Raw genomic sequence first — 21403 nt, forward strand, 5'->3', positions numbered from 1 at the left:
GGATGCGGGATGCGGGAAAACTATGCAGGGTTGGTACGTCGTTCAACTCTTTATTTCAATAAATTAAACTGTCATCCCCGAGAGGGAGGCACGACCGAGTTGGGGATCTTCTAACGAAAGTCGCAAGCTTATGGAGATTCCCTACTCCCTCCTTCGTCAGTCTAGGGAATGACGGCATATTGCATCGTTCTTCTCTAGAACAGCGAAGTCCGTTCCCGATTCTCGAAGCAGAGCGTTCCATAGGGCGTAGCCCGTTCCAAAATCCCGAAGGATGAAGTCCATTCCCGAAACGAAGTGTTCCATAGGGCGTAGCCCGTTCCAGAATCCCGAAGGACGAAGTTTATTCCCGAAACGAAGTGTTCCATAGGGCGTAGCCCGTTCCAAAATCCCGCAGGGCGCAGTCCGTTCCCTCCCCTAAAACCACCGCTCTAGAGCATGCTTATCCAGTTGACGAAAAGCACGGTTTAGGATCTGAGCGAGCTCTTTATAACGAGGGCGAGATTTCATAGGTTCTAACGCGCATCCACTCTCAACAATTTTTTGGTGAAGTTCACGGTACCAACCCGCTAACGCTGGAGGAAGCTGGGTGTTCGCACGATTACCGAGCCACCACATACCATGAATCGGCATGCTAATAGCAAACAAGGCAATAATCACCGCCTGAGGCATCGCTGTATAGTTATTGAAGGCCATTTGGGTCAGGACACTAATCGCGGCGATCGCGGGCATCACTTTTACACCAAATTTGGTGGCTTTGATAATGCGTTGCTCTGGGAACATCAAATTGAGTTCTTTGCGCGTAGGCCAAATTTCCATGTACTTTTGCCCATCACGAAGGTTGTGAACTAAACCGACTTTATTACTCATAGGACTCTCTCACTCCAGTCTCAGGCCTGTAAAACTAAAAATAAGTTGAAAGATTCAAATTTCAGCGTAAAAAATTGATGAAAGTTAATATTCTTTCAAATTTTTTTGTTATTATTACCTATTATCGCTATCCTCTGCGGGCCCACAATCTCATTGTTGCTGTTATTTACAATTTAAGCAACTTTCGGGACCTTTCTGCAGCGGATGCATAAGCAGTGATTGGGAATCGCTGCTGTCTTTTCATACGGAATTTGAAGCTTTTTTGACCAAGACTAGTACGCAGCCTGTGAGCTTCGTCTATTCTTGTGATTAATTTTTTATCCTAATTGATTATTACAGGTAGTCACTCATGTCTAAGCTAGTTTTAGTTTTAAACTGCGGTAGTTCTTCTCTTAAATTTGCTGTTGTCGACGCAGAAAGCGGTGATGAGCATCTAACAGGCCTTGCAGAATGTCTGCACCTTCCTGAAGCTCGTATCAAGTGGAAACTTGACGGTAAGCACGAAGCTCAACTAGGCAACGGCGCAGCTCACGAAGAAGCTCTAGCGTTCATGGTAGAAACTATTCTTGCTTCTAAGCCAGAGCTTTCTGAGAACCTAGCAGCAATCGGTCACCGTGTTGTACACGGCGGGGAGAAGTTCACTCAGTCGGCACTTATTACTGACGACGTTCTTAAAGGTATCGAAGACTGTGCAACTCTAGCACCTCTTCACAATCCTGCTCACATCATCGGCATCAAAGCAGCGCAAAAATCTTTCCCAGCACTGAAAAACGTTGCTGTGTTTGACACTGCTTTCCACCAAACAATGCCTGAAGAGTCTTACCTATACGCTCTTCCATACAACCTGTACAAAGAGCACGGTATCCGTCGTTACGGCATGCACGGTACTTCACACCTATTCATCACTCGTGAAGTTGCTAATATACTAGGTAAGCCAGTTGAAGAAGTTAACATCATCAACTGTCACCTAGGTAACGGTGCATCTGTATGTGCGGTTAAAAACGGTAAATCTGTAGACACTTCAATGGGTCTGACTCCTCTAGAAGGTCTGGTAATGGGTACGCGTTGTGGCGACATTGACCCTGCGATCATCTTCCACCTACACGATACTCTTGGTTACTCAGTTGAGAAAATCAACAACATGCTAACCAAAGAATCTGGCCTTGCTGGTCTGACTGAAGTGACCTCTGACTGTCGTTTCGTTGAAGACAACTACGGTGAGAAAGAAGAAGCAACTCGCGCCATGGATGTATTCTGCCATCGCCTAGCGAAATACGTTGCTGGTTACACGGCGACTCTAGAAGGCCGTCTTGATGCGATCGTATTCACTGGTGGTATCGGTGAAAACTCTGGTCCAATCCGCGAGATGGTTCTTAACCGTCTGGGCGTATTCGGTATCGAAGTTGACGGTGAAGCTAACCTGAAAGCACGTTTCGGCGGCGAAGGTACTATCACTACCGCTGATAGCCGCGTCCCAGCGATGGTTATCTCTACTAACGAAGAGCTCGTTATCGCAGAAGACACTGCGCGCCTAGCAGGTCTTTAACTGACTCAACCGGCTGACTTGTAAGTCAGCCGGTGTTCTTACTAAGGGGCGTAACTCCTATTCCATTTCAGGGAATACGAAGTTGGGCTTTTATCTAAAATAGCTAAAGGTACTCTACGAATGTCTCGTACTATTATGCTTATCCCTGCCAGCGCTGGTGTTGGTCTTACTAGTGTAAGCATGGGTGTTCTTCGCGCTATGGAGCGCAAAGGCGTTAAGGTTTCTTTTTACAAACCGATTTGTCAGCCACGTTCAGGTGGCGATCAGCCCGATCTGACTTCAACGATCGTTGGTCATAACAGCGATATGAAGATCGGTGAACCTTTGGCGATGTCCGTCGCTGAAAGCCTTATCGGTAATGACAACATGGATGAGCTGCTGGAAACAGTAGTAGAGCGTTACAATCAGATCAATAAAGACGCAGACGTTACATTGATTGAAGGTCTTGTACCTACTCGTAAACACCCATTTGCGAACCAAGTGAACGCAGAAATCGCGGCAACACTTGGCGCAGAGATCGTGCTTGTTGCGACACCAGGTACAGATAACCCTGCACAGCTTAAAGAGCGTATCGAAGTCGCATGTTCGAACTTCGGCGGTACTAAGAACAAGAATATCTCAGGCGTTATCATCAACAAGCTTAACGCTCCAGTTGATGAAGCAGGTCGAACTCGCCCAGACCTGTCAGAAATCTTTGATGATGCAGACAGCGCGAAGCAAAACGAAATGAAAGTGATGGAGATCTTTAACACATCTCCAATCCGCGTTCTTGGTTGTGTGCCATGGAGCATCGACCTGATTGCAACTCGTGCAATCGATATGGCGAAGCACCTTAATGCTGACATCATCAACGAAGGTGATATCGACACTCGTCGTATCAAGAGCATCACGTTCTGTGCACGTTCACTACCAAACATGATTGAGCACTTTAAGCATGGCTCTTTGTTGGTAACCTCTGCGGACCGTCCAGACGTCATCGTTGCAGCAGCACTTGCAGCAATGAATGGTGTCGATATTGGTGCGGTACTTCTGACTGGCGGTTACGACATTCCTGAAGAAATCGTTGGTCTGTGTAAGCCAGCGTTCGATACTGGCCTTCCAATCTTCAAAGCACAGGGCAACACTTGGCAGACATCTCTGAACTTACAGAGCTTCAGCCTTGAAGTACCTGAAGATGATAAAGAGCGTATCGAGTTCATCAACGAACACGTTGCTGGCCACATCGATGGCAACTGGATTGAGTCTATGACGGAAGGCACTCAAAAATCACGCCGTCTAAGCCCACCAGCATTCCGTTACCAGCTTACTGAGTTCGCTCGTCGTGCAGGTAAACGTATCGTTCTGCCTGAAGGTGATGAACCTCGCACAGTAAAAGCGGCGGCTATCTGTGCCGAGCGCGGTATTGCAGAATGTGTACTTCTGGGTAACCCAGAAGAGATCAAACGTGTTGCCGCACAGCAAGGTGTTGAACTTGGCGCAGGTGTTCAGATCATTGATTCTGACGCTATCCGCGAAAACTACGTTGCTCGTTTAGTTGAACTACGTGGCGCGAAAGGCATGACTGAAGTTGTGGCTCGTGAGAAGCTACAAGACTCTGTATTCCTAGGCACTATGATGCTTGAGAACAACGAAGTTGACGGTCTGGTCTCTGGTGCTGTCCATACAACAGCAAACACGATTGTCCCGCCATTCCAGATCATCAAGACTGCACCGAACGCGTCTATTGTATCTTCAGTATTCTTCATGCTTCTGCCTGATCAAGTACTGGTTTACGGCGACTGTGCAATCAACCCAGATCCAACGGCTGAACAGCTTGCTGAAATCGCTATCCAATCAGCGGATTCTGCAGCCGCATTTGGTATCGACCCACGTGTTGCAATGATCTCATACTCTACCGGTGAATCTGGTAAGGGTGCAGACGTTGATAAGGTACGTGAAGCGACGAAACTGGCTCAAGAGAAGCGTCCTGATCTTGTCATCGATGGTCCTCTTCAGTACGACGCGGCTATCATGGAAAACGTGGCAGCCTCTAAAGCACCAAACTCTCCAGTTGCAGGTAAAGCAACCGTATTTGTATTCCCAGACCTAAACACGGGCAACACAACATACAAAGCGGTACAACGTTCAGCAGACCTAGTCTCTATTGGTCCAATGCTGCAAGGTATGCGCAAGCCTGTAAACGACTTGTCTCGCGGTGCACTAGTCGACGATATTGTTTACACAATCGCACTGACCGCCATTCAGGCGGACCAAGAGCAAAACTAAGCGTTATTGGTTTATGTTAATGAAAAAGCAGCAGTATTTTACTGCTGCTTTTTTTTATTGCTACACTTACCCCAAACGTCATACTTGGGTTTCAAATGTCAGTAAAGCTATTTTCATCACAAGCCTCACTCGAACAAAATGTTCTGAAGATCACCAGCTTTTTTCTGGCGTTCACCGGCACAGGCTTTACGATTGTTAACTTTTTTTTCTGGGACTTACCAAAGTTCGGTGTTATCGACTCTATCTATACTGCTATTTGCATCTATGTGTATTTGAGAATCGAGTTCGGCCATTACAGGCCTTGGCACTCTGCGTTAGTAATTTCAGGCCTCACTGCCCTACTTATCTACAGCATGGCAGTGGCAGATGGCTACTCTGTTTTGGTTTTTTGGGCATTTTGTTTTCCCGCTTTGTACCATATATTTTTTAACCGTTATGTCGCTTCAGCCATCACATTCGGCTTCTATTTAGTTGCGATTTCTATCCTTGCCTCTTACCCACCTTTAATCAACTCGACACCCTATACCTTGGTCAACTTCACCATTCCTTATTTTCTAATTTGGGCAATCTCTTTTGTTCATGAAGATATGCAAACCAAGATCAAAGGCAAGCTTAGTGATGCTGCCCTCCTCGATCCATTGACCGGCGCAAAAAATCGCTTGGCGCTTGAGGCTGATACGTCAAACAATCCGGATTTAGCTCACAATCACTACCTTGTGCACTTTGATCTCGACCACTTTAAACGAGTCAACGACAACTATGGCCATGCAGCAGGTGACACTGTATTAAAAGTGGTCGCTCAAATCGTCGGTCAGCAAGTCCACCAAGATGCGTTTTATCGAGTCGGCGGCGAAGAGTTTTGCACCATTTTTTCAGCGCCCGATAAAACAAGCGCGTTTAGCGTTGCCAATGCACTGAGAGAAAAGTTAAGTAAAACACCCATATCGATTGGAGATCAAACTCTAAAAGTGACGCTGAGTGGAGGATTATGCGAATTGGTGGTCGAGGAAGGAATCGTCCGAATTGACGAAACAATGAAGATAACAGATGCGGCCCTGTACCAAGCGAAATCACAGGGCCGTGATCAGGTTATTGCTATTTAAATGTGCCCACGGCCATGAGCAGATTCTAGGTCAAGCTCGGGGCCTTTGGGCACCACTTGCGTTGGATTGATTCCTGTGTGGCTAAAGTAGTAATGACGTTTGATGTGATAAAAATCGGTCGTTTCTGCAATCCCTTCGACCTGATATAACTCTTTCATATATCCGTGCAAGTTTGGAAAATCGACGATGCGTTTCTTATTGCATTTGAAGTGGCCGACATACACAGCATCAAATCGAATCAATGTTGTAAACAATCGCCAATCCGCTTCCGTGATAGTATCACCTGCAAGATAACGGTGGCTTGCTAGGTGTGTATCGATCCGATCAAGCGCTTCAAACAAGTTATCGTAAGCTTCTTCGTAGGCGTCTTGAGCCGTCGCAAACCCACAACGATATACGCCATTGTTGACATTGGGATAGATGTAATCGTTCCACTCGTCCACCAACGCTCTCAATTCATTGGGGTAATAATCATCTTGGTTGCCCGTAAGTTCATTAAACTCTGAGTTAAACATGCGGATAATCTCAGAAGACTCGTTGCTCACTATCGTATTGTGCTTTTTATCCCACAACACTGGCACCGTAACGCGACCTGTATAATCTGGCTTAGCTTGAGTGTAAATTTGGTGCATCCGAGTGTGCCCAAATAAAGGCTCAGGCAAGCCCATTTGCCATCCCTCTCCCATCATATCCGGACATACCACAGTCACATCAATATGCGCGTCTAACTTTTTCAGTTTTCGGAATATGAGGGTGCGATGGGCCCAAGGACAAGCGAGCGATACGTACAAATGATAGCGGCCTGATTCAGGCTGAAATTTCGCATCAGGCTTGTTTTCTACCCATTGTCGAAACCCAGCATCTTCTCGGACAAACTTGCCGCCACTGGTTTTCGTGTCATACCAAACGTCTTGCCATTTACCTTCTACTAACTTGCCCATATCACACTCTCAACTGATTAATATCTATAGACGAAGTATAAAAAAAGCCAGCTTACTCTAAAGCAGAATAAGTTGGCTTTGTTGTTCGAAATATTTGAAGTAAAAAAAGCGCGACTCCCGAAGGACGCCGCGCTTAAGCCCGTCACAGGCTGAATCGGCTAGACACTGACATGCAGGCAAGATACGGCATGAACATCACTGCCCTGTATAGACGGTTTCGTATTAGCACACGCTTCTGTTGCCTGAGGGCAACGAGTACGGAATACACAACCAGACGGCGGGCTGATTGGAGATGGTAGATCACCTTCCAGCATTTCGATCTGCTTATTGCGTTCAAGATGCGGATCAGGAATTGGCACCGCTGACATCAAAGCCCGTGTATATGGGTGTTTAGGATCAGCGAATAGCGATTCGGCTTCACCCAGTTCAACAGCATTACCCAAATACATTACCAATACGCGGTCAGAGATATGTTTAACTACTGATAAATCGTGTGCAATAAAGACCAGAGATAACCCTAGCTCTTTTTGCAACTCTTTCAGAAGGTTGACAACCTGAGCCTGAATCGACACATCCAAAGCAGAAACCGGCTCATCACAGATGATCATCTTAGGCTTGAGGATAAGTGCACGAGCGATACCAATTCGTTGACACTGACCACCTGAGAACTCATGAGGGTAGCGATTGATTACGTTAGGCAGAAGACCAACTTTAGCCATCATCTCTTTAACGCGGTCTTTTACTTCTTCTTTTGACAACTCAGGATAGAAAGTCTCCAGAGGTTCGGCGATGATGTCCCCAACCGTCATGCGTGGGTTAAGTGATGCTAACGGATCTTGAAAGATCATCTGAATTTCTTTACGTGTTTCACGGCGCTGCACGTCTTGCATCTTAGTCAGGTCTTGACCCAGCCAAACCACTTCACCATCGGTCGCTTCAACTAGACCGATAATGGCGCGTGCAAACGTCGATTTACCACAGCCCGATTCACCTACCACACCTAATGTTTCACCTTCATAAAGGCGCACATTAACACCGTCAACAGCTTTCAGGTTAGATGGCTTAGACCAAGGCCAAGCGGACTTAGACGCAATGCTGAAATGAACTTTAAGATCCGATACATCCAGAATTAATTTTTTATCTGCACTCATTTTCCCCAAGCCTCCCATTCTGAAAAACATGCACGCTGACGACCATCACCAAATGGTGTCAGGATTGGCGCTTCACGCTTACAACGAGCCATAACACGGTGACAACGCTCTTGATATGGACAGCCAGTTGGCAGGCGTAGTAAGTTTGGCGGGTTACCCGGAATCGTCGGCAAAATCTCACCTTCCGTATCTAAACGAGGGATAGCTTTGAGTAGGCCTTCAGCATAAGGGTGGCTTGGTTTGTAGAAGATTTCATCGACAGTACCGTATTCCATGGTACGGCCAGCATACATAACAAGAACTTTGTCACATGACCCAGCAACCACACCCAGATCGTGAGTGATCATGATGATGGCTGTATTGAATTCATGTTTCAGCTCATTAAGCAAATCCATGATCTGCGCTTGAACGGTAACATCCAGTGCGGTTGTCGGTTCATCGGCAATCAGTAGTTTAGGTCGACATAGTAGTGCCATCGCGATCATTACACGTTGGCGCATACCGCCTGAAAACTCATGCGGGTACATAGTGATACGCTTACGTGCTTCCGGAATCTTCACGGCTTCAAGCATGCGTACCGACTCTTCAAACGCTTCCGCTTTGCCCATACCTTTATGAAGCATCAGTACTTCCATAAGCTGATCGCTGACTTTCATGTATGGGTTCAAAGACGTCATTGGGTCCTGAAAGATCATCGCGATCTGCTCAGCACGCACTTTATTCAGTTCTTTTTCTGGAAGGTTAAGGATTTCCTTACCTTCAAACTTGGCACTACCTGAGATAATGCCGTTTTTCGCCAATAAACCCATGATAGAGAATACTGTTTGCGATTTTCCTGAACCAGACTCACCCACGATACCGAGAGTTTCGCCTTGGTTCAGAGAAAAGTTTAGATCGTTGACTGCGGTAACAATACCGTCTTGAGTGGTAAATTCGACACGCAGATCTTTGACATCTAATAAGCTCATCATTGCTTCCTTAATCTTTATAGATTTTATAATTTATTGCTTTTTACTTATCTGTCTTTTGGATCCAGCGCATCGCGCAGGCCGTCACCAACGTAGTTGAAGCAGAATAGAGTCACAACCATGAACGCTGCAGGGAATGCTAGCTGCCAGATTGCTACTTCCATTGTCTGTGCACCTTCTTGAAGAAGTGCGCCCCAACTTGTCATTGGTTCCTGAACACCAAGACCAAGGAATGATAGGAATGATTCAGTCAGAATCATGCTTGGGATTAGAAGCGTTGAGTAAACCGCTACGATACCCAGTACGTTTGGAACGATGTGACGAGTGATGATCTTCCACTTACTCACACCACAAACGTGTGCAGCTTCGATGAACTCTTTACTGCGTAAGCTAAGGGTTTGACCACGAACAATACGTGCCATATCTAGCCATGCAATCGCACCGATAGCGACGAAGATAAGAATGATATTACGACCAAAGAATGTAACTAGTACGATAACTAGGAACATAAACGGCACTGCGTAAAGGATCTCAAGGATACGCATCATGATTCGGTCTACTTTACCGCCGATGAAGCCAGAAGCTGCACCGTAAAGCGTACCAATCAATACCGCGACAAACGCACCCATCACGCCGACCATGAGTGAGATTCGGCCACCAATTAAGGTACGAACATAAAGGTCACGACCTAAGCTATCGGTACCAAACCAGTGCTCTGCGTTCGGACCAACGTGCATTGCGTACCAGTCAGTATCATCGTAAGTGAATGGCGCAATAGTCGGTAAAACGATTACCGCTAGCGTCATTAAGAATAGGATAAACAAGCTCACCATCGCCGCTTTGTTGCGCATAAAGCGGATACGAGCGTCTTGCCATAGACTGCGACCTTCGATCTCTAAATTTTCAGAGAACTTTTCAATCGCTTCTAGGTTTTCTTTTTTCGTTAACATAACCAAACGTCCCTGTTAGTAGCGAATTTTCGGGTCAATCATTGCAAGTAAGATATCTACAATCGCGTTGAATAAGATGAATAGGAAACCAATTAAGATGGTTACACCCATTACTAGCGAGTAGTCACGGTTAAATGCAGCGTTAACGAAAAGCTTACCGATACCTGGCAGGCCGAAGATAGTTTCAATAACTACCGAACCTGTGATGATACCTACGAATGCTGGGCCCATGTAAGACACAACAGGGAGAAGTGCTGGTTTAAGAGCATGCTTTACAATGATGTAGCGGTAACTTAGACCTTTCGCACGAGCGGTACGGATAAAGTTACTGTTCAGTGTTTCAATCATCGAACCACGGGTGATACGAGCGAATGTCGCTACGTAGAGCAGTGACATGCCAATGACTGGTAGCACTAGATATTTCAAGCTGCCGTCTTGCCAGCCTCCTGCAGGAAATAGGTTCCAATGAAGTGAGAACAAATAGATAAGTGCTGGTGCTAACACAAATGAAGGCATCACGACACCCAACATGGCGGTCGACATGATGGTGTAGTCTACCCAAGTATTCTGCTTAAGCGCTGCGATAGTCCCGACGGTGACTCCCATAATAACGGTAAAAATAAAGGCAATAAAACCTACCTTTGCCGATACTGGTAGCGCGACCGAGATGAGCTCGTTTACAGAGTAATCTAGGTACTTAAACGACGGACCAAAATCACCTTGGACAACGTTAGTCAAGTACGTGGTGTATTGCTCAAATACAGGCTTATCTAGACCGTATTTAGCTTCAATGTTTGCCATAACTTCTGGCGGTAATGGACGTTCACTCGAGAATGGGTTACCCGGTGCGAAACGCATAAGAAAGAAAGATATAGTGATCAGAACCAACATGGTTGGGATCGCCTCAAATATCCTTTTCGCGATGAATTTAAGCATAAACTCACTCTTTCAGTCTGTGACAGTTAAAAATGAAGAAACAACCGAATTTCTACGAATTCAGATTGCAGAAAGGCACTGCATGTCATTTCTCACATGCAGGCCTATATTTTTATAGTTCGATCAGTTCAAGAGTTACTTGACGATGTAGAGATCTTTAGAGTAGATCTTCTCTTCTGGGTTGTTTGCTGGGAAGCCACCAACCTTAGGAGAAAGTAGACGTGATTTCACGTACTGGTAGATAGGGGCGATAGGCATATCTTTCGCTAGTAGCTTTTCCGCTTCTAGGTAAAGTGCTTGACGCTCTTCTTCTGAAGTCGATGCAATCGCTTTAGCCATGATTTCATCATACTCTTTGCTGCCGTAGTGAACACCACCCGTGGTGTTGTTACTCTTCATAAGTGTTAGGAATGAAGACGCTTCATTGTAGTCACCACACCATCCGGCACGAGCAACTTCAAAGTCTCCTGAGTCCTTGGAAGATAGGTAAGTTTTCCACTCTTGGTTTTCTAGAGTAACTTCTAGACCCAGTGTTTTCTTCCACATTGAACCCAGTGCTACCGCGATTTTCTTGTGGTTTTCAGAAGTGTTGTAAAGCAGATTGAATTTCAGTGGGTTGTCTTTACCATAGCCCGCTTCAGCGAGAAGACGTGCCGCTTCTGCATCACGTTCTGCTTGAGTCATTTGACCATATGCTGGCATTTCTGGGTTGAATCCAGCGGTGATCTCAGGCGTTAGGAAGTAAGCAGGTTTTTGGCCTTGCGCTAAGATCGCGTCAGTTACAATGTTACGGTCAATAGCATAAGAGATGGCTTTACGAACGCGAACATCGTCAAATGGTGGTTTCTTAGTATTGAAGCTGTAGTAATAAGTACATAGGTTGCCCGTCACCGATACTTCTTCTGGGTGCTCCTTCTTAAGACGCTTGAAGTGTTCAACAGGTAATTCGTAAGAGACATCAATTTCGCCAGCAAGGAAGCGGTTCATTTCAGCTACCTGGTTTTCGATAGGTAGGAAAGTTACTTTATTTAGCTTGGTGTTTGCGTTATCCCAGTATTGTTCATTGCGCTTAAGTACCAAGCGCTCGTTAACAACCCAGTTGTCAACAACAAACGCACCGTTACCAACAAAGTGTTCTGGTTTCGTCCACTGATCACCATACTTCTCTACTGTTGCTTTATGAACAGGTTTCACTGTTGTGTGACCCATCATCATTACAAAGTAAGGAACAGCGGTATCTAGTTCAACAACCAGCGTGTGGTCATCGACTGCTTTAACACCTAATTCGCTCTTATCTTTTTTGCCTGCAACGATGTCTTTTGCGTTCAACATCTTGGTGTATTCCATGTACCAAGCGTATGGAGAAGCTGTGTTTGGATCAACTGCGCGCTGGAAGCTGTAAACAAAATCGCCAGCCGTAACAGGATCGCCATTCGACCATTGTGCGTCTTTACGTAGGTGGAAAGTGAAAGTTTTGTTGTCTGCTGTTTCCCAAGATTCTGCAACACCAGGAACCGTATTACCATCAGCATCTTGGTTCACTAAGCCCTCTAGAAGATCACGAATGACGTGAGATTCTGGTACACCTTGAGATTTGTGTGGGTCGATTGTCGCCACTTCGGTACCGTTACCACGGACAATTTCTTGTACGTCAGCAAGTTCAGCTTTCTGAGAGTCTGATTTCGCTTCAGGAGTAGGTACTGGCTGTGCAGCTTGCTTTTCTTCTGGCTTGTCGCCACAACCAGTTAAAGCTAAAGAGAGGCCCGCGCCAACAAATAGAGCGCGCGTAATTTTGTTCTTATACATGTGTAAAACTCCAAGTTTTTCATTTGCATCCATGACTTCTTTGCACGGTACTAGAACGGACAGTGATTTAGATCTGTTTAGCTCAAAATTTAAGCATAAAAATCTAAAATCGCACAAAGATTGCGGCACACATTATCAATCATTGGATTAATTTGCCATAAAAATGTAGCGAAAAATCGTTTAATTCTCCGATCAGTGCGACATTTTGGTAAAAAACACTACTAAAGAAATGATTACCAGTGTATTTGAATAAGAAATTCTTTAGGTTCAGATTGAAGTGCCTATTTATCTGATAAGCTGCAACTTTTTAGCATCTTATTCTGAATATTTTGCAGAAATTTTAACAAAAGTTATGCAAGCAACCTAACATTTAGCTACATTGCCCTTACAAAAATAGCATTCTGTGAGGTTAATCACTCTGTTGCACAAGCAATGTGCTCTATGCCCCATTTTGGACTCAGCCCCTCAACCAACCTCCCCAAATAATTAACACACCGACAACATAAGCCAACCAAATGAAAAATATGGTTTTTTAGTTTTTTCTTAGCTTTTTTTAAGCTTAATCATTTGTGAGCGAGCCGTATGCACATTGATATACCGCTACCCCCCACAACTGTATAGGCACCTCTATGATGAGAAAGCTCCATATACTAGCAGCATTACTCTCTGCCGTATTTGTACTCACTGGTTGCGATGGTGAAGAAAGCACCACAGAAAACATTGCGGTAGAAATTCCTTTTGCATTAAATCGCATTCCAATGCCAAATGATGGCTATGGATACGATGACGATAGTTCCCTCTCTCTACCCGATGAACCTGCATCTCCTCTGAGCTATTCGAGCAACGAAGAATACGAGGCCTACTACCAGAGTTTTGAGACCAGTCTTGCTGCGGTTGATGGTTGGGGGCTATGTATTGAACCTATCGTGATTCCACTTGATAGCGTCAATTCGGGTCAAGTACCTGCCATAGATTCGTCTTCGCTGGAGGGTAACATACTACTACTGGATGGTTCGGGAAATGAAATCAACGACACAAAACTGACAAGTGATGGCCGTCAGTTGACTATCCAGTGTCGTGCCGCACTGCAACCTAGTACTCCCTATTACCTCGCGGTAACCAATGGAGTAAAAACCACTCAAGGCAAACCATTGCAACCTTCGAGTGGATTCACTCAACTGCTTACTGCGGATCCAAGTGAGCTAGATGAGCATGAAAAGTGGCTGCAAAGCACAACCCAAGAGGCTGTCGATATTTACCACGCAAGGAACAATCACCACGACCTCGTTTATGCCGCTAAATTTACCACTCAAAATAGCTACTCGGTTATAGACAACGTCATTACTCAAACACTAATAGATAAACCCTCTATTGATTGGAGCGCAGTCGAATATGAAAAGAAAGGACTTCCTACCGCAGATCCGAAGGATCGATATGTTGTAGTCCGAGCTCACTTGATTGCTAACTATTATTTGCCATTGACGCAGGATACAGCCGTTGATAAAAGCTGCACACTCGACCGCTATGACCCTATATCTAACTGCCCATCAATGTACAAATGGATGACAGGAGTCAATGGCGAACACCTAACAGAGCAATACTTTTCCAAGACTAGCTGGACAGAGAAGATTGCCATACACAACGACAACTCTACCATCATAGCTGTTGACTTTTATTTACCTTTCATTACAGGTAAAACGACGACCAAAGCTGATGCGATCGATTACATTGAAAATACATCGAATCCAACCGTACTTTTTATTCACGGTATAACGGGCAGTAAAGACGATGCATCCCTAGTAAGTAAAAAATATGTCAAGGACGGCCAAGAATACATTTTTGCCGCGATAGATATGCCTTATCACGGAAAGAGGGTGGTATGTGATGCCTCTGACTACATAGACCCAGAAGATGCATACTGCCCAACGGGGGGAAAACCTATTAGCGCCCGTGCAGACAAATCCTATTTTATCAATATAACCTCCCCTTTAACTTTACGTTCTAACCTGCACCAATCGGTTAGCGATTTTATTGGCCTAAGATGGGCGATGAACTTCGGCAACCCAAACGCTAATCGCGAGGCACACCTCGTAGGCGTTTCTCTGGGTGGAATTATGTCGGTGATGACCACTGAGGCGACATATGATCAAGATAGCCGTCAAATCAGAGGTTTAGAATTAGAAACCTCAAACTATGCAGTGCCGGGCCAAGGCCTAGTTAACCTGACTCTGTCATCTTTAACACTTGGATCGGAAATGGAAGCGTCCGTGAAAAAATCAGCGGATGTTCAACGCGCCATCGCGGAAACCTTGATACCTAATTTATGTACGGCTGATACAAGCAATGAAGAATGTATTACTCAACTCAATAATCACAGTGGCCCGTTAAGCGACAGCATTGAAATGTTGGAAGACGAGATCTTTGACGCTTTAATTCCAGTTTTAAAACATGGCGTCCAGCAAACAATTGATGGTTCCGATCCCGCTGGAAAGGTCGCTCGCCAACGCAAAGCTAAACAGCCAACCTTACTTATTGAAGCCGTTGGTGATTGTGGTACCCAGTGTGAAGTCGGAGAGTACATGCCAGATACCGTCGTTCCGAACAATGCCGATAACAATGTCATGACGGGTACTGACCCTTTGATTATCGCTCTTGGACTCAACTCGATCTTGGATACCACAAGCGATTCAAATGGAATACGGGGGGTCATTAAGGCAACGGTCGGAGGTCACGGCACGTTCCTATTCCCATATGAAGGCCCAATGGATGAAACTGGGCTGCCATCTTTCTCAGAGATAGAAGCAGTAGAGGACTCTCGTCAAACACAACAAGATGCCGTTTTAGAAATGATTCAAACAAAGGGCAAAGTTATAACACTCGATGATAGTGATTTTATCAATATTGTAGATAACAACGACGAGGCTGAAGAATGAAAAAAATCATATTTGGCTTCACAGCTCTATCTGCAACATTACAAGCACATGCCGCAGGCTTTCAACTTAATGCTCAATCGGCAACCGGTTTAGGGCGCGCATTCGCGGGTGATGCAATCATTGCGGATAATGCATCGATTGTAGCGAAAAACGCGGCGGCGATGAGTTTAATCGATAAGCCGATGTTCTCTATTGGTGCAGTGAATATTGCCAGCCAAGTAGACTTCAGCAATATCCGCTACACTACGCCTAGTTCCTCCACACAGGCAATTGGCGATACAGGGCTGGACAACAACACCTTTATTCCTAATGCTCATCTGGTGTACCCACTAGAGGGTACAGACTGGACACTAGGTGCGACGATTCATTCAAACTTCGGTACCGACGTTGAATTTGAAGATAGCTTTGAGGCCCCTATTTTTGGCGGTAAGACTTACCTTAGCAGCATTAATGGAGGCTTTTCTGCAGCCTACCAGTTGAATGAATCTTGGTCCCTTGGTGGCGGTATCGATCTTATATACGGACAGGGCGAGATATCTCGGACACCGAACAGTGCTACCCCTCTTCGGATTGATGCAAATGGTGTAGGACTTGGCTTTAATCTAGGTGTTGCCTATCTTGTTGATGAAGACAACCGATTTGGATTGTCGTATCGATGCAGTCCTGAGCTAACAGCCGATGGAGATGTGTATGCCTGGGAGCAAGGGAAAACGAATAGTGTCGATATTCCTCTCCCTGACACCATTGAGTTCTCCGGCTACCACAAACTCAACGCAAAATGGGCCGCACACTACAGCCTACAGTACGTTGCGTGGTCTGAATTTGATAATCTGACCTCGGAACATTACAGCGCATCAATTAAAGATTATGCATGGAAAAATGCAGGTCATGTTTCTGTTGGTATTACACACCAACTAAACAAAGATATTGAGTTGCGGGCAGGTTATATGTATGACCTTTCACCTGTCGATCAGATCAGTTCACTGTCAATACCTGACACTGATCGACACTGGTTTACATTCGGAGGGTCATACGCAGCGACGGATCAGCTAAAGTTAGATTTGTCTATCGGGTATTTAACCGGAATGCAGACAGCAATCAATGAATCGCAAACCGTTGTTGATGAGTACAATATCGAAGCGACGGTCAATACCCATGCTTGGTTGGTTGGTGCTCAGTTAAACTACACTTTTTAAGCTGCTAGTTTTACATCAACACCTCAAGCCAGCTCAAAAGAGTTGGCTTTTTCTTTTCTGTGGTTAGGCAGACTATATAGATAGTGATAAACTTAATCATGAGCTATTGGTATCTTTTGACTCGGTGAATAATGCCCACGAACCTTGTGTTAATTATCACAATTCTTATTTTCACTTTCCCCTTGCCCGCTTTGGCCGCGTGTCATATCCAAACGGATAGCGATTATCTTTACTTACACACGAATACTGAACATAAAGCGCTGTTGACCTTTTATTACGACTCACTTTGCAAACCAGGAGAAGTCGAGCTTTCACATATTGAATTGCCACCGAACGCATCAGTATCTGAACAAGCCCTTTATTATTTCGGCCTCAAAAATCTCCGTAAATACGAGGGATTAAGAACACCCAAGATTCCTGAACTGCTTAAACTCGGTGAAAACAGCCAAATTGAGTGGATTAGTGCAGAAGCGACGCTAAACAAAGCCATTCACTTGATTGAGTCAGATCTACTTTTAGAAGGTGAATTTCTGCTCCACGAAGTGATTCCAATTGCTAGGGATATTGGCTACAAGAGGTTACTGGGTCGCACTTATCGTTGGCTGGGAAACGTTAAGGCTCAGCGCTCAAATCTTAAATCCAGCCTCAATTATTATAAAACCGCCTATGAGATCATGACAGAAATCGGAGATGACTTTCAAACGACCATGACACTCAACAATATCGCGACTGTCTACATGCAGTCAGACGAGTGGAAGCGTGCCAACACATACATCACACGCGCACTAGAGCTGTATCAGAAACAAGGTTATGACAACAGCTTGTTTGAAGCCATTATGTACTCCAATGTCAGTGCCATTGATTTTGCTATGGGCAAAAAAGAGCGCTCTGAACAATACATGCTAATGGCACTCAAAGAAGCAGAAAATACAGGGTCAGACAAGATTAAGTTTTCTACGTTATCAAATATGTCACAGCGATACAGTGACGTCGGAAATTCACAAGAAGCACTCACACTCGCCAAGCAATGCATTGAAGAAAGTCAGGCTCTCGATACCCAGTCAAACCTCACCTTAGCGATTTGCTACGAAGCCTATTCAGAGGCAAGTTTCGTTGCTCAAGACTACCAAAACAGTATCGATTACGCCAAACGGGTTCTTGACGCATTGCACACCTCAGAAAGCAGCGAAGTTGTTTGGGAAATTCAAACTCTCAACACATTAGTCAAAGCCTATGAGGCACAGGGGAATTATCAACAAGCTTTGGCTTACATGAAATTGCTATCACAGGTACGTCAAAACTTCTACCGTCAGACGTACGATGCTGAAATCTTGAGTGAAAAAAACGCACTTGAAAGGCAATTAAACAAAAGTGAAATACAGTTACTAGAAGCACAAAATGAATTGCAGCAAACCAATCTGCGTTCTCAACGTACTCGTGAAGTTTTGTTTATTATCTTTTTCTTCGCATTAGCTTACCTCGTTAGTCGACGTCTGTGGAAGATGAAACGGATTACCAAAGAGCTAAAAAATCAAAACACGACGGACTCACTGACTGGTTTAGCCAATCGACGTTATATTGAATACTGGTTATCTCAACCTGATAGCGTAAAAAAGAGTGACTATTACGCTCTGAGTGTTATCGACATTGACCACTTCAAGCAATTCAATGACACTCACGGCCATGATGTGGGTGATACGGTACTCAAGGCCACAGCACAACAGTTAAAGAAAAATACCCGTGGCCACGATATTGTCGCTCGCTGGGGCGGAGAGGAGTTTGTCCTAATCATTCCTATCGATAGCGCACATAGCGTTGAAGAAACCTTAGAGAGAGTCAGGAAAAGTGTTGAAGATCATAGCGTTAATGTAGGAGAGGAAAATCTTGCGGTGACTATTTCGATCGGAACTCAGCTTTGCCATTACCAAGACATTCAAGCAGACTGGGATGGTATGTTCAGAAGCGCCGATAAAGCACTCTACCAAGCGAAGCTAAGTGGGCGCAATCGATGTATCACATTTGATTGCCAACACTGATGCAAACAAACACTTATTGGCAATTAACTGACCCCAGCAGCTGTTGAACATACTCTGAGTTGCGTTCGATCCAAGCCTTCGCAGCCCCTTGAACATCAAGATTCTCAACATCCACTAATGTGGCTGCCATCGCGATATCTCTATTGTTAAGTTGAAAGCGTTGCACCACTTCGTAAGCGCACTGAGAACGACTTTTAAGCTGATTAGAGATGGCGATTTTCAGCCAACCACCGGATGGATTACCACAATCCCACAAATATTTAGGATTTGTCCCCCAAGAAGGATCTTCTTCACATTCATATGTATAGGCAGGGAACTCAATAAAGCTTCCTGCGTAGACAAACTCTACCCAGTTGGGTGTCCAATTGAAAATAAGCAGAGGCTTTTTTTGTGCCACATACTGATGAATTTTCTCATTTATCGCTTGCCCGCTGGGTAGCACAATCACTTTGAAATTGAGGTCAAGAGCTCGGATCCTCGCGTTATCGGGTTTCTCCCAAGGCCCTGAATAAAAGGTTCCTACCTGCTCGCCATTTTCTGCGAACAGGGAAAAGCATGACTCCAGAGCCTTCCAGTCCGGTAGCCCTGGGCACAAGGTTTCAACATAATCTGGATACCACCATTCCTCTCGTGTCTTTGCTTGATGGGTGGTACCTTCTTCAATCAAAGATTTGTCTCGCAATTCTCGGTATTGAGGCCCCATTGACCCTTCCCAAACTTCCACCTGAATATCCGCTTTACCTGTACTCAAATACATCCATTGTGGCGTTGAAGAAATGGCAATGACTTCAGTATCGACGTGCTTTGACTGTAAGATCTCTGCCAATACGTGCGTAAGCACTCGCTGGCTAGACCAATCCAGCTCAAGAAGCCGAACGGTTTCAGCAATCACACTGGAGGAAAAACAGCAGGTTAAGCCAATAATTACTTTTGCAGTATTTATCTTCATAACAACAGACGAACAAATCTTCATAAATAAAGATTAGTTCATCTGTTAGCCGCAGTGTGCAAATCATTCATTCTCTAAATTTCTATCCAAATAAACGGCAATACTCATCAATATGCTTGCGGGAGGTATACGGGTTAAGAAACACCGCCTTCTCGCCAGGTAACGCTATGCAGTGTCCTTGGTAATCGTAATCGGTATGAGCGATTGACTCGACCCAGTTTGTATTCAACCCTTGCCCTTGTCGTTTAAGAAAGTGATTTCTGTGGTAAAGCGTGTTCTTAACTAAATCATCTACGGCAGAGTCGCTTTGCTTAATCGCGAGCTCTGTTTCATAAAGGTGTAGGACTGAGGTCGTATCTTTGGGGTAAAGTCGCAACGCGACTGAGGGTCCATGATTACCAGAACAAACAACCTTACACCCCGGCATCTGCCTCAATTTCATACGCAAATAGTTGGCATTTTGTAGCCCATGGGCAAGCACGACCTGATAGCCTTCTTTCCCCAAAAACTGTAATGCCGAGTAGGCAGAAAACACGCCTACCGCACCACGTGAACACTCTATCGTAGACTGAAGATGCGTCTTTTGTTGAAGTTGGGTTTCAAAGTAAGAAAAGTAGCTTGGCTCCTGTCTTAAATCTTCAAAATCATTTTTGTTTCGCACCATCAATAGACTAGAGGTGTAGGGCGCATAGCCCCACTTTTGAAAATCAACGGTAAATGAATCAGCTTCTTTTAGGCCTGCCATCATCTTCTTTAAATAGCGTAGACTGGTGAGAGTCGCTTCATTTATTGCCAAGGGATTTCCTTGAAGATCGTAGTCAAGAAAAAACAGCAAACTCCAGCCAACTGCTGCATCCACGTGGATATGGGGTTTGCGAATAATTTCGTACTTACGACACAGGCGTTCAGACAACTGGCGCACCTGCTGAACATCATCAATCGCAAACGTGTCAGTCGTACCGCAGGTGAGCATAATTGTAGGGACAGCAATGCCCTGCTTAAAGCACGTTTCTAACTGTCGCTCTAAGTCGTTGAGGCAGATCTGGTTGTTACGATTAATACGAACCCGAATTACCTGCCTTTCGAGATCAATCCCTAGAAGAGACAAGTTAGTCATGTTCGAGTAATGACCTGATTCAGAGTTGACCATACAAAATCGCCGACCCGCCACCCCTTCAGATTTCGATTTTGGGAATGCTTTACGCATGCCAAACAGGTAACCATATAGGTTGCAAAAAGTACCGCCTTGGGTAAACAAACCGCCAGCAGTCTGGGGGTCATAGCCTGCTAGTTGAGCAATCTGACGCACAACCATTCTCTCCAACTCTATAGCCATACCGGCGTATTCGCTATAGACCAAATTGGGGTTTTTGATTGTTGCCAACATCGCTCCGTGAATCGCTGGGTCACAGGGGGTAGAGATAACATTTTCCACTGACCTTGGATCTTGCCAATCTTTACTATGATGGGCGACAAACAAAGCAAGCGGGTCAAATGCTTCCGTCGGGGCATTCATTAGCTCGGGAATATCTTGTCGTTGACACAAAGCTTTTACCAGCTGACGGTAATCTTCATTAGAAAATGGCGACTTTCTACTCGCCAGCATACTCACTTCCGGACAAGAAAACAGAGGCCATAACTGTTTATCGCGACTAAAGAAACGGCGTATCACCTCATTATACTTCTCCACATAATAAGGCGATAACGCGTTCGCTTTTAAGCCATCTTTTTCGAGTGTTGCTGCATGATTCATACA

The 21403-nt window shown here is 45.0% G+C and carries 16 protein-coding genes; 6 read left to right on the top strand and 10 right to left on the bottom strand.

Features of this window, described 5'->3' with window-relative positions; translation table 11 throughout:
• Positions 1-156: 156 nt before the first annotated feature.
• Both TW84_RS24385 and yfbV read right to left on the bottom strand, forming a co-directional pair.
• Positions 157-303 carry a hypothetical protein gene (locus TW84_RS24385; RefSeq protein WP_157634032.1) on the bottom strand — a complete coding sequence of 49 codons (147 nt, stop codon included), beginning with the start codon at positions 301-303 and terminating at the stop codon, positions 157-159.
• A 111-nt stretch (positions 304-414) separates the two neighbouring features.
• Complete coding sequence (yfbV, locus tag TW84_RS10415; protein WP_045975594.1) at positions 415-867, bottom strand: terminus macrodomain insulation protein YfbV; 453 nt, start codon at positions 865-867, stop codon at positions 415-417.
• Positions 868-1216: 349 nt separating this feature from the next.
• Between yfbV and TW84_RS10420 the strand changes: the two genes are divergently transcribed.
• The 3 genes from TW84_RS10420 (at position 1217) to TW84_RS10430 (ending at position 5781) form a co-directional block, all read left to right on the top strand.
• Entirely contained in the window at positions 1217-2413 is a 1197-nt protein-coding gene (locus TW84_RS10420) for an acetate kinase (RefSeq protein WP_045975595.1), read from the top strand.
• A 120-nt stretch (positions 2414-2533) separates the two neighbouring features.
• Positions 2534-4678: a phosphate acetyltransferase gene (pta, locus tag TW84_RS10425; protein ID WP_045975596.1), complete on the top strand. Its 2145-nt coding sequence runs from the start codon at positions 2534-2536 to the stop codon at positions 4676-4678.
• A gap of 95 nt (positions 4679-4773) precedes the next feature.
• Positions 4774-5781 carry a GGDEF domain-containing protein gene (locus tag TW84_RS10430; RefSeq protein ID WP_045975597.1) on the top strand — a complete coding sequence of 336 codons (1008 nt, stop codon included), beginning with the start codon at positions 4774-4776 and terminating at the stop codon, positions 5779-5781.
• On the opposite strand, the gene TW84_RS10435 is transcribed toward TW84_RS10430, so the two are convergent.
• From TW84_RS10435 to TW84_RS10460, 6 genes are all read right to left on the bottom strand, one after another.
• Positions 5778-6722 (bottom strand): glutathione S-transferase family protein, encoded by a 945-nt coding sequence (locus TW84_RS10435; RefSeq protein ID WP_045975598.1) that lies wholly within the window; start codon positions 6720-6722, stop codon positions 5778-5780. The two genes, TW84_RS10430 and TW84_RS10435, sit on opposite strands and share 4 nt — an antisense overlap.
• A gap of 158 nt (positions 6723-6880) precedes the next feature.
• Positions 6881-7873, bottom strand: a complete 993-nt coding sequence (oppF, locus tag TW84_RS10440; RefSeq protein ID WP_006959108.1) for a murein tripeptide/oligopeptide ABC transporter ATP binding protein OppF — start codon at positions 7871-7873, stop codon at positions 6881-6883.
• Positions 7870-8841, bottom strand: coding sequence for an ABC transporter ATP-binding protein (oppD, locus tag TW84_RS10445; RefSeq protein ID WP_045975599.1), 972 nt, complete (start codon positions 8839-8841; stop codon positions 7870-7872). The genes oppF and oppD overlap by 4 nt, the downstream gene beginning before the upstream one ends.
• Positions 8842-8888: 47 nt before the next feature.
• Positions 8889-9791 carry an oligopeptide ABC transporter permease OppC gene (gene oppC, locus TW84_RS10450; protein WP_004747469.1) on the bottom strand — a complete coding sequence of 301 codons (903 nt, stop codon included), beginning with the start codon at positions 9789-9791 and terminating at the stop codon, positions 8889-8891.
• A 15-nt stretch (positions 9792-9806) separates the two neighbouring features.
• A complete protein-coding gene (gene oppB / locus TW84_RS10455) occupies positions 9807-10727 on the bottom strand; it encodes an oligopeptide ABC transporter permease OppB (protein WP_045975600.1) in 921 nt (306 codons plus the stop codon).
• A 135-nt stretch (positions 10728-10862) separates the two neighbouring features.
• Positions 10863-12533, bottom strand: a complete 1671-nt coding sequence (locus TW84_RS10460) for an ABC transporter substrate-binding protein (RefSeq protein ID WP_045975632.1) — start codon at positions 12531-12533, stop codon at positions 10863-10865.
• Positions 12534-13162: 629 nt separating this feature from the next.
• On the opposite strand from TW84_RS10460, the gene TW84_RS10465 reads away from it, so the two are divergent.
• From TW84_RS10465 to TW84_RS10475, 3 genes are all read left to right on the top strand, one after another.
• Positions 13163-15466 carry an Ig-like domain-containing protein gene (locus TW84_RS10465; protein WP_240478162.1) on the top strand — a complete coding sequence of 768 codons (2304 nt, stop codon included), beginning with the start codon at positions 13163-13165 and terminating at the stop codon, positions 15464-15466.
• Complete coding sequence (locus TW84_RS10470; protein ID WP_045975601.1) at positions 15463-16662, top strand: outer membrane protein transport protein; 1200 nt, start codon at positions 15463-15465, stop codon at positions 16660-16662. The genes TW84_RS10465 and TW84_RS10470 overlap by 4 nt, the downstream gene beginning before the upstream one ends.
• A 146-nt stretch (positions 16663-16808) precedes the next feature.
• Positions 16809-18698 carry a tetratricopeptide repeat-containing diguanylate cyclase gene (locus TW84_RS10475; protein WP_240478163.1) on the top strand — a complete coding sequence of 630 codons (1890 nt, stop codon included), beginning with the start codon at positions 16809-16811 and terminating at the stop codon, positions 18696-18698.
• 13 nt (positions 18699-18711) lie between these two features.
• Here TW84_RS10475 and TW84_RS10480 read toward each other — a convergent pair whose 3' ends face one another.
• Together TW84_RS10480 and TW84_RS10485 are read right to left on the bottom strand one after the other, a co-directional pair.
• On the bottom strand, positions 18712-19647 hold the full coding sequence (locus TW84_RS10480) for an ABC transporter substrate-binding protein (RefSeq protein WP_240478164.1): 936 nt from the start codon (positions 19645-19647) through the stop codon (positions 18712-18714).
• Between the two features lie 82 nt (positions 19648-19729).
• Positions 19730-21400, bottom strand: coding sequence for a pyridoxal phosphate-dependent decarboxylase family protein (locus tag TW84_RS10485; RefSeq protein ID WP_045975604.1), 1671 nt, complete (start codon positions 21398-21400; stop codon positions 19730-19732).
• Positions 21401-21403 lie beyond the last annotated feature (3 nt).

The sequence above is a fragment of the Vibrio neptunius genome (assembly GCF_000967495.1).
In the GTDB taxonomy this organism is placed as follows: domain Bacteria; phylum Pseudomonadota; class Gammaproteobacteria; order Enterobacterales; family Vibrionaceae; genus Vibrio; species Vibrio neptunius.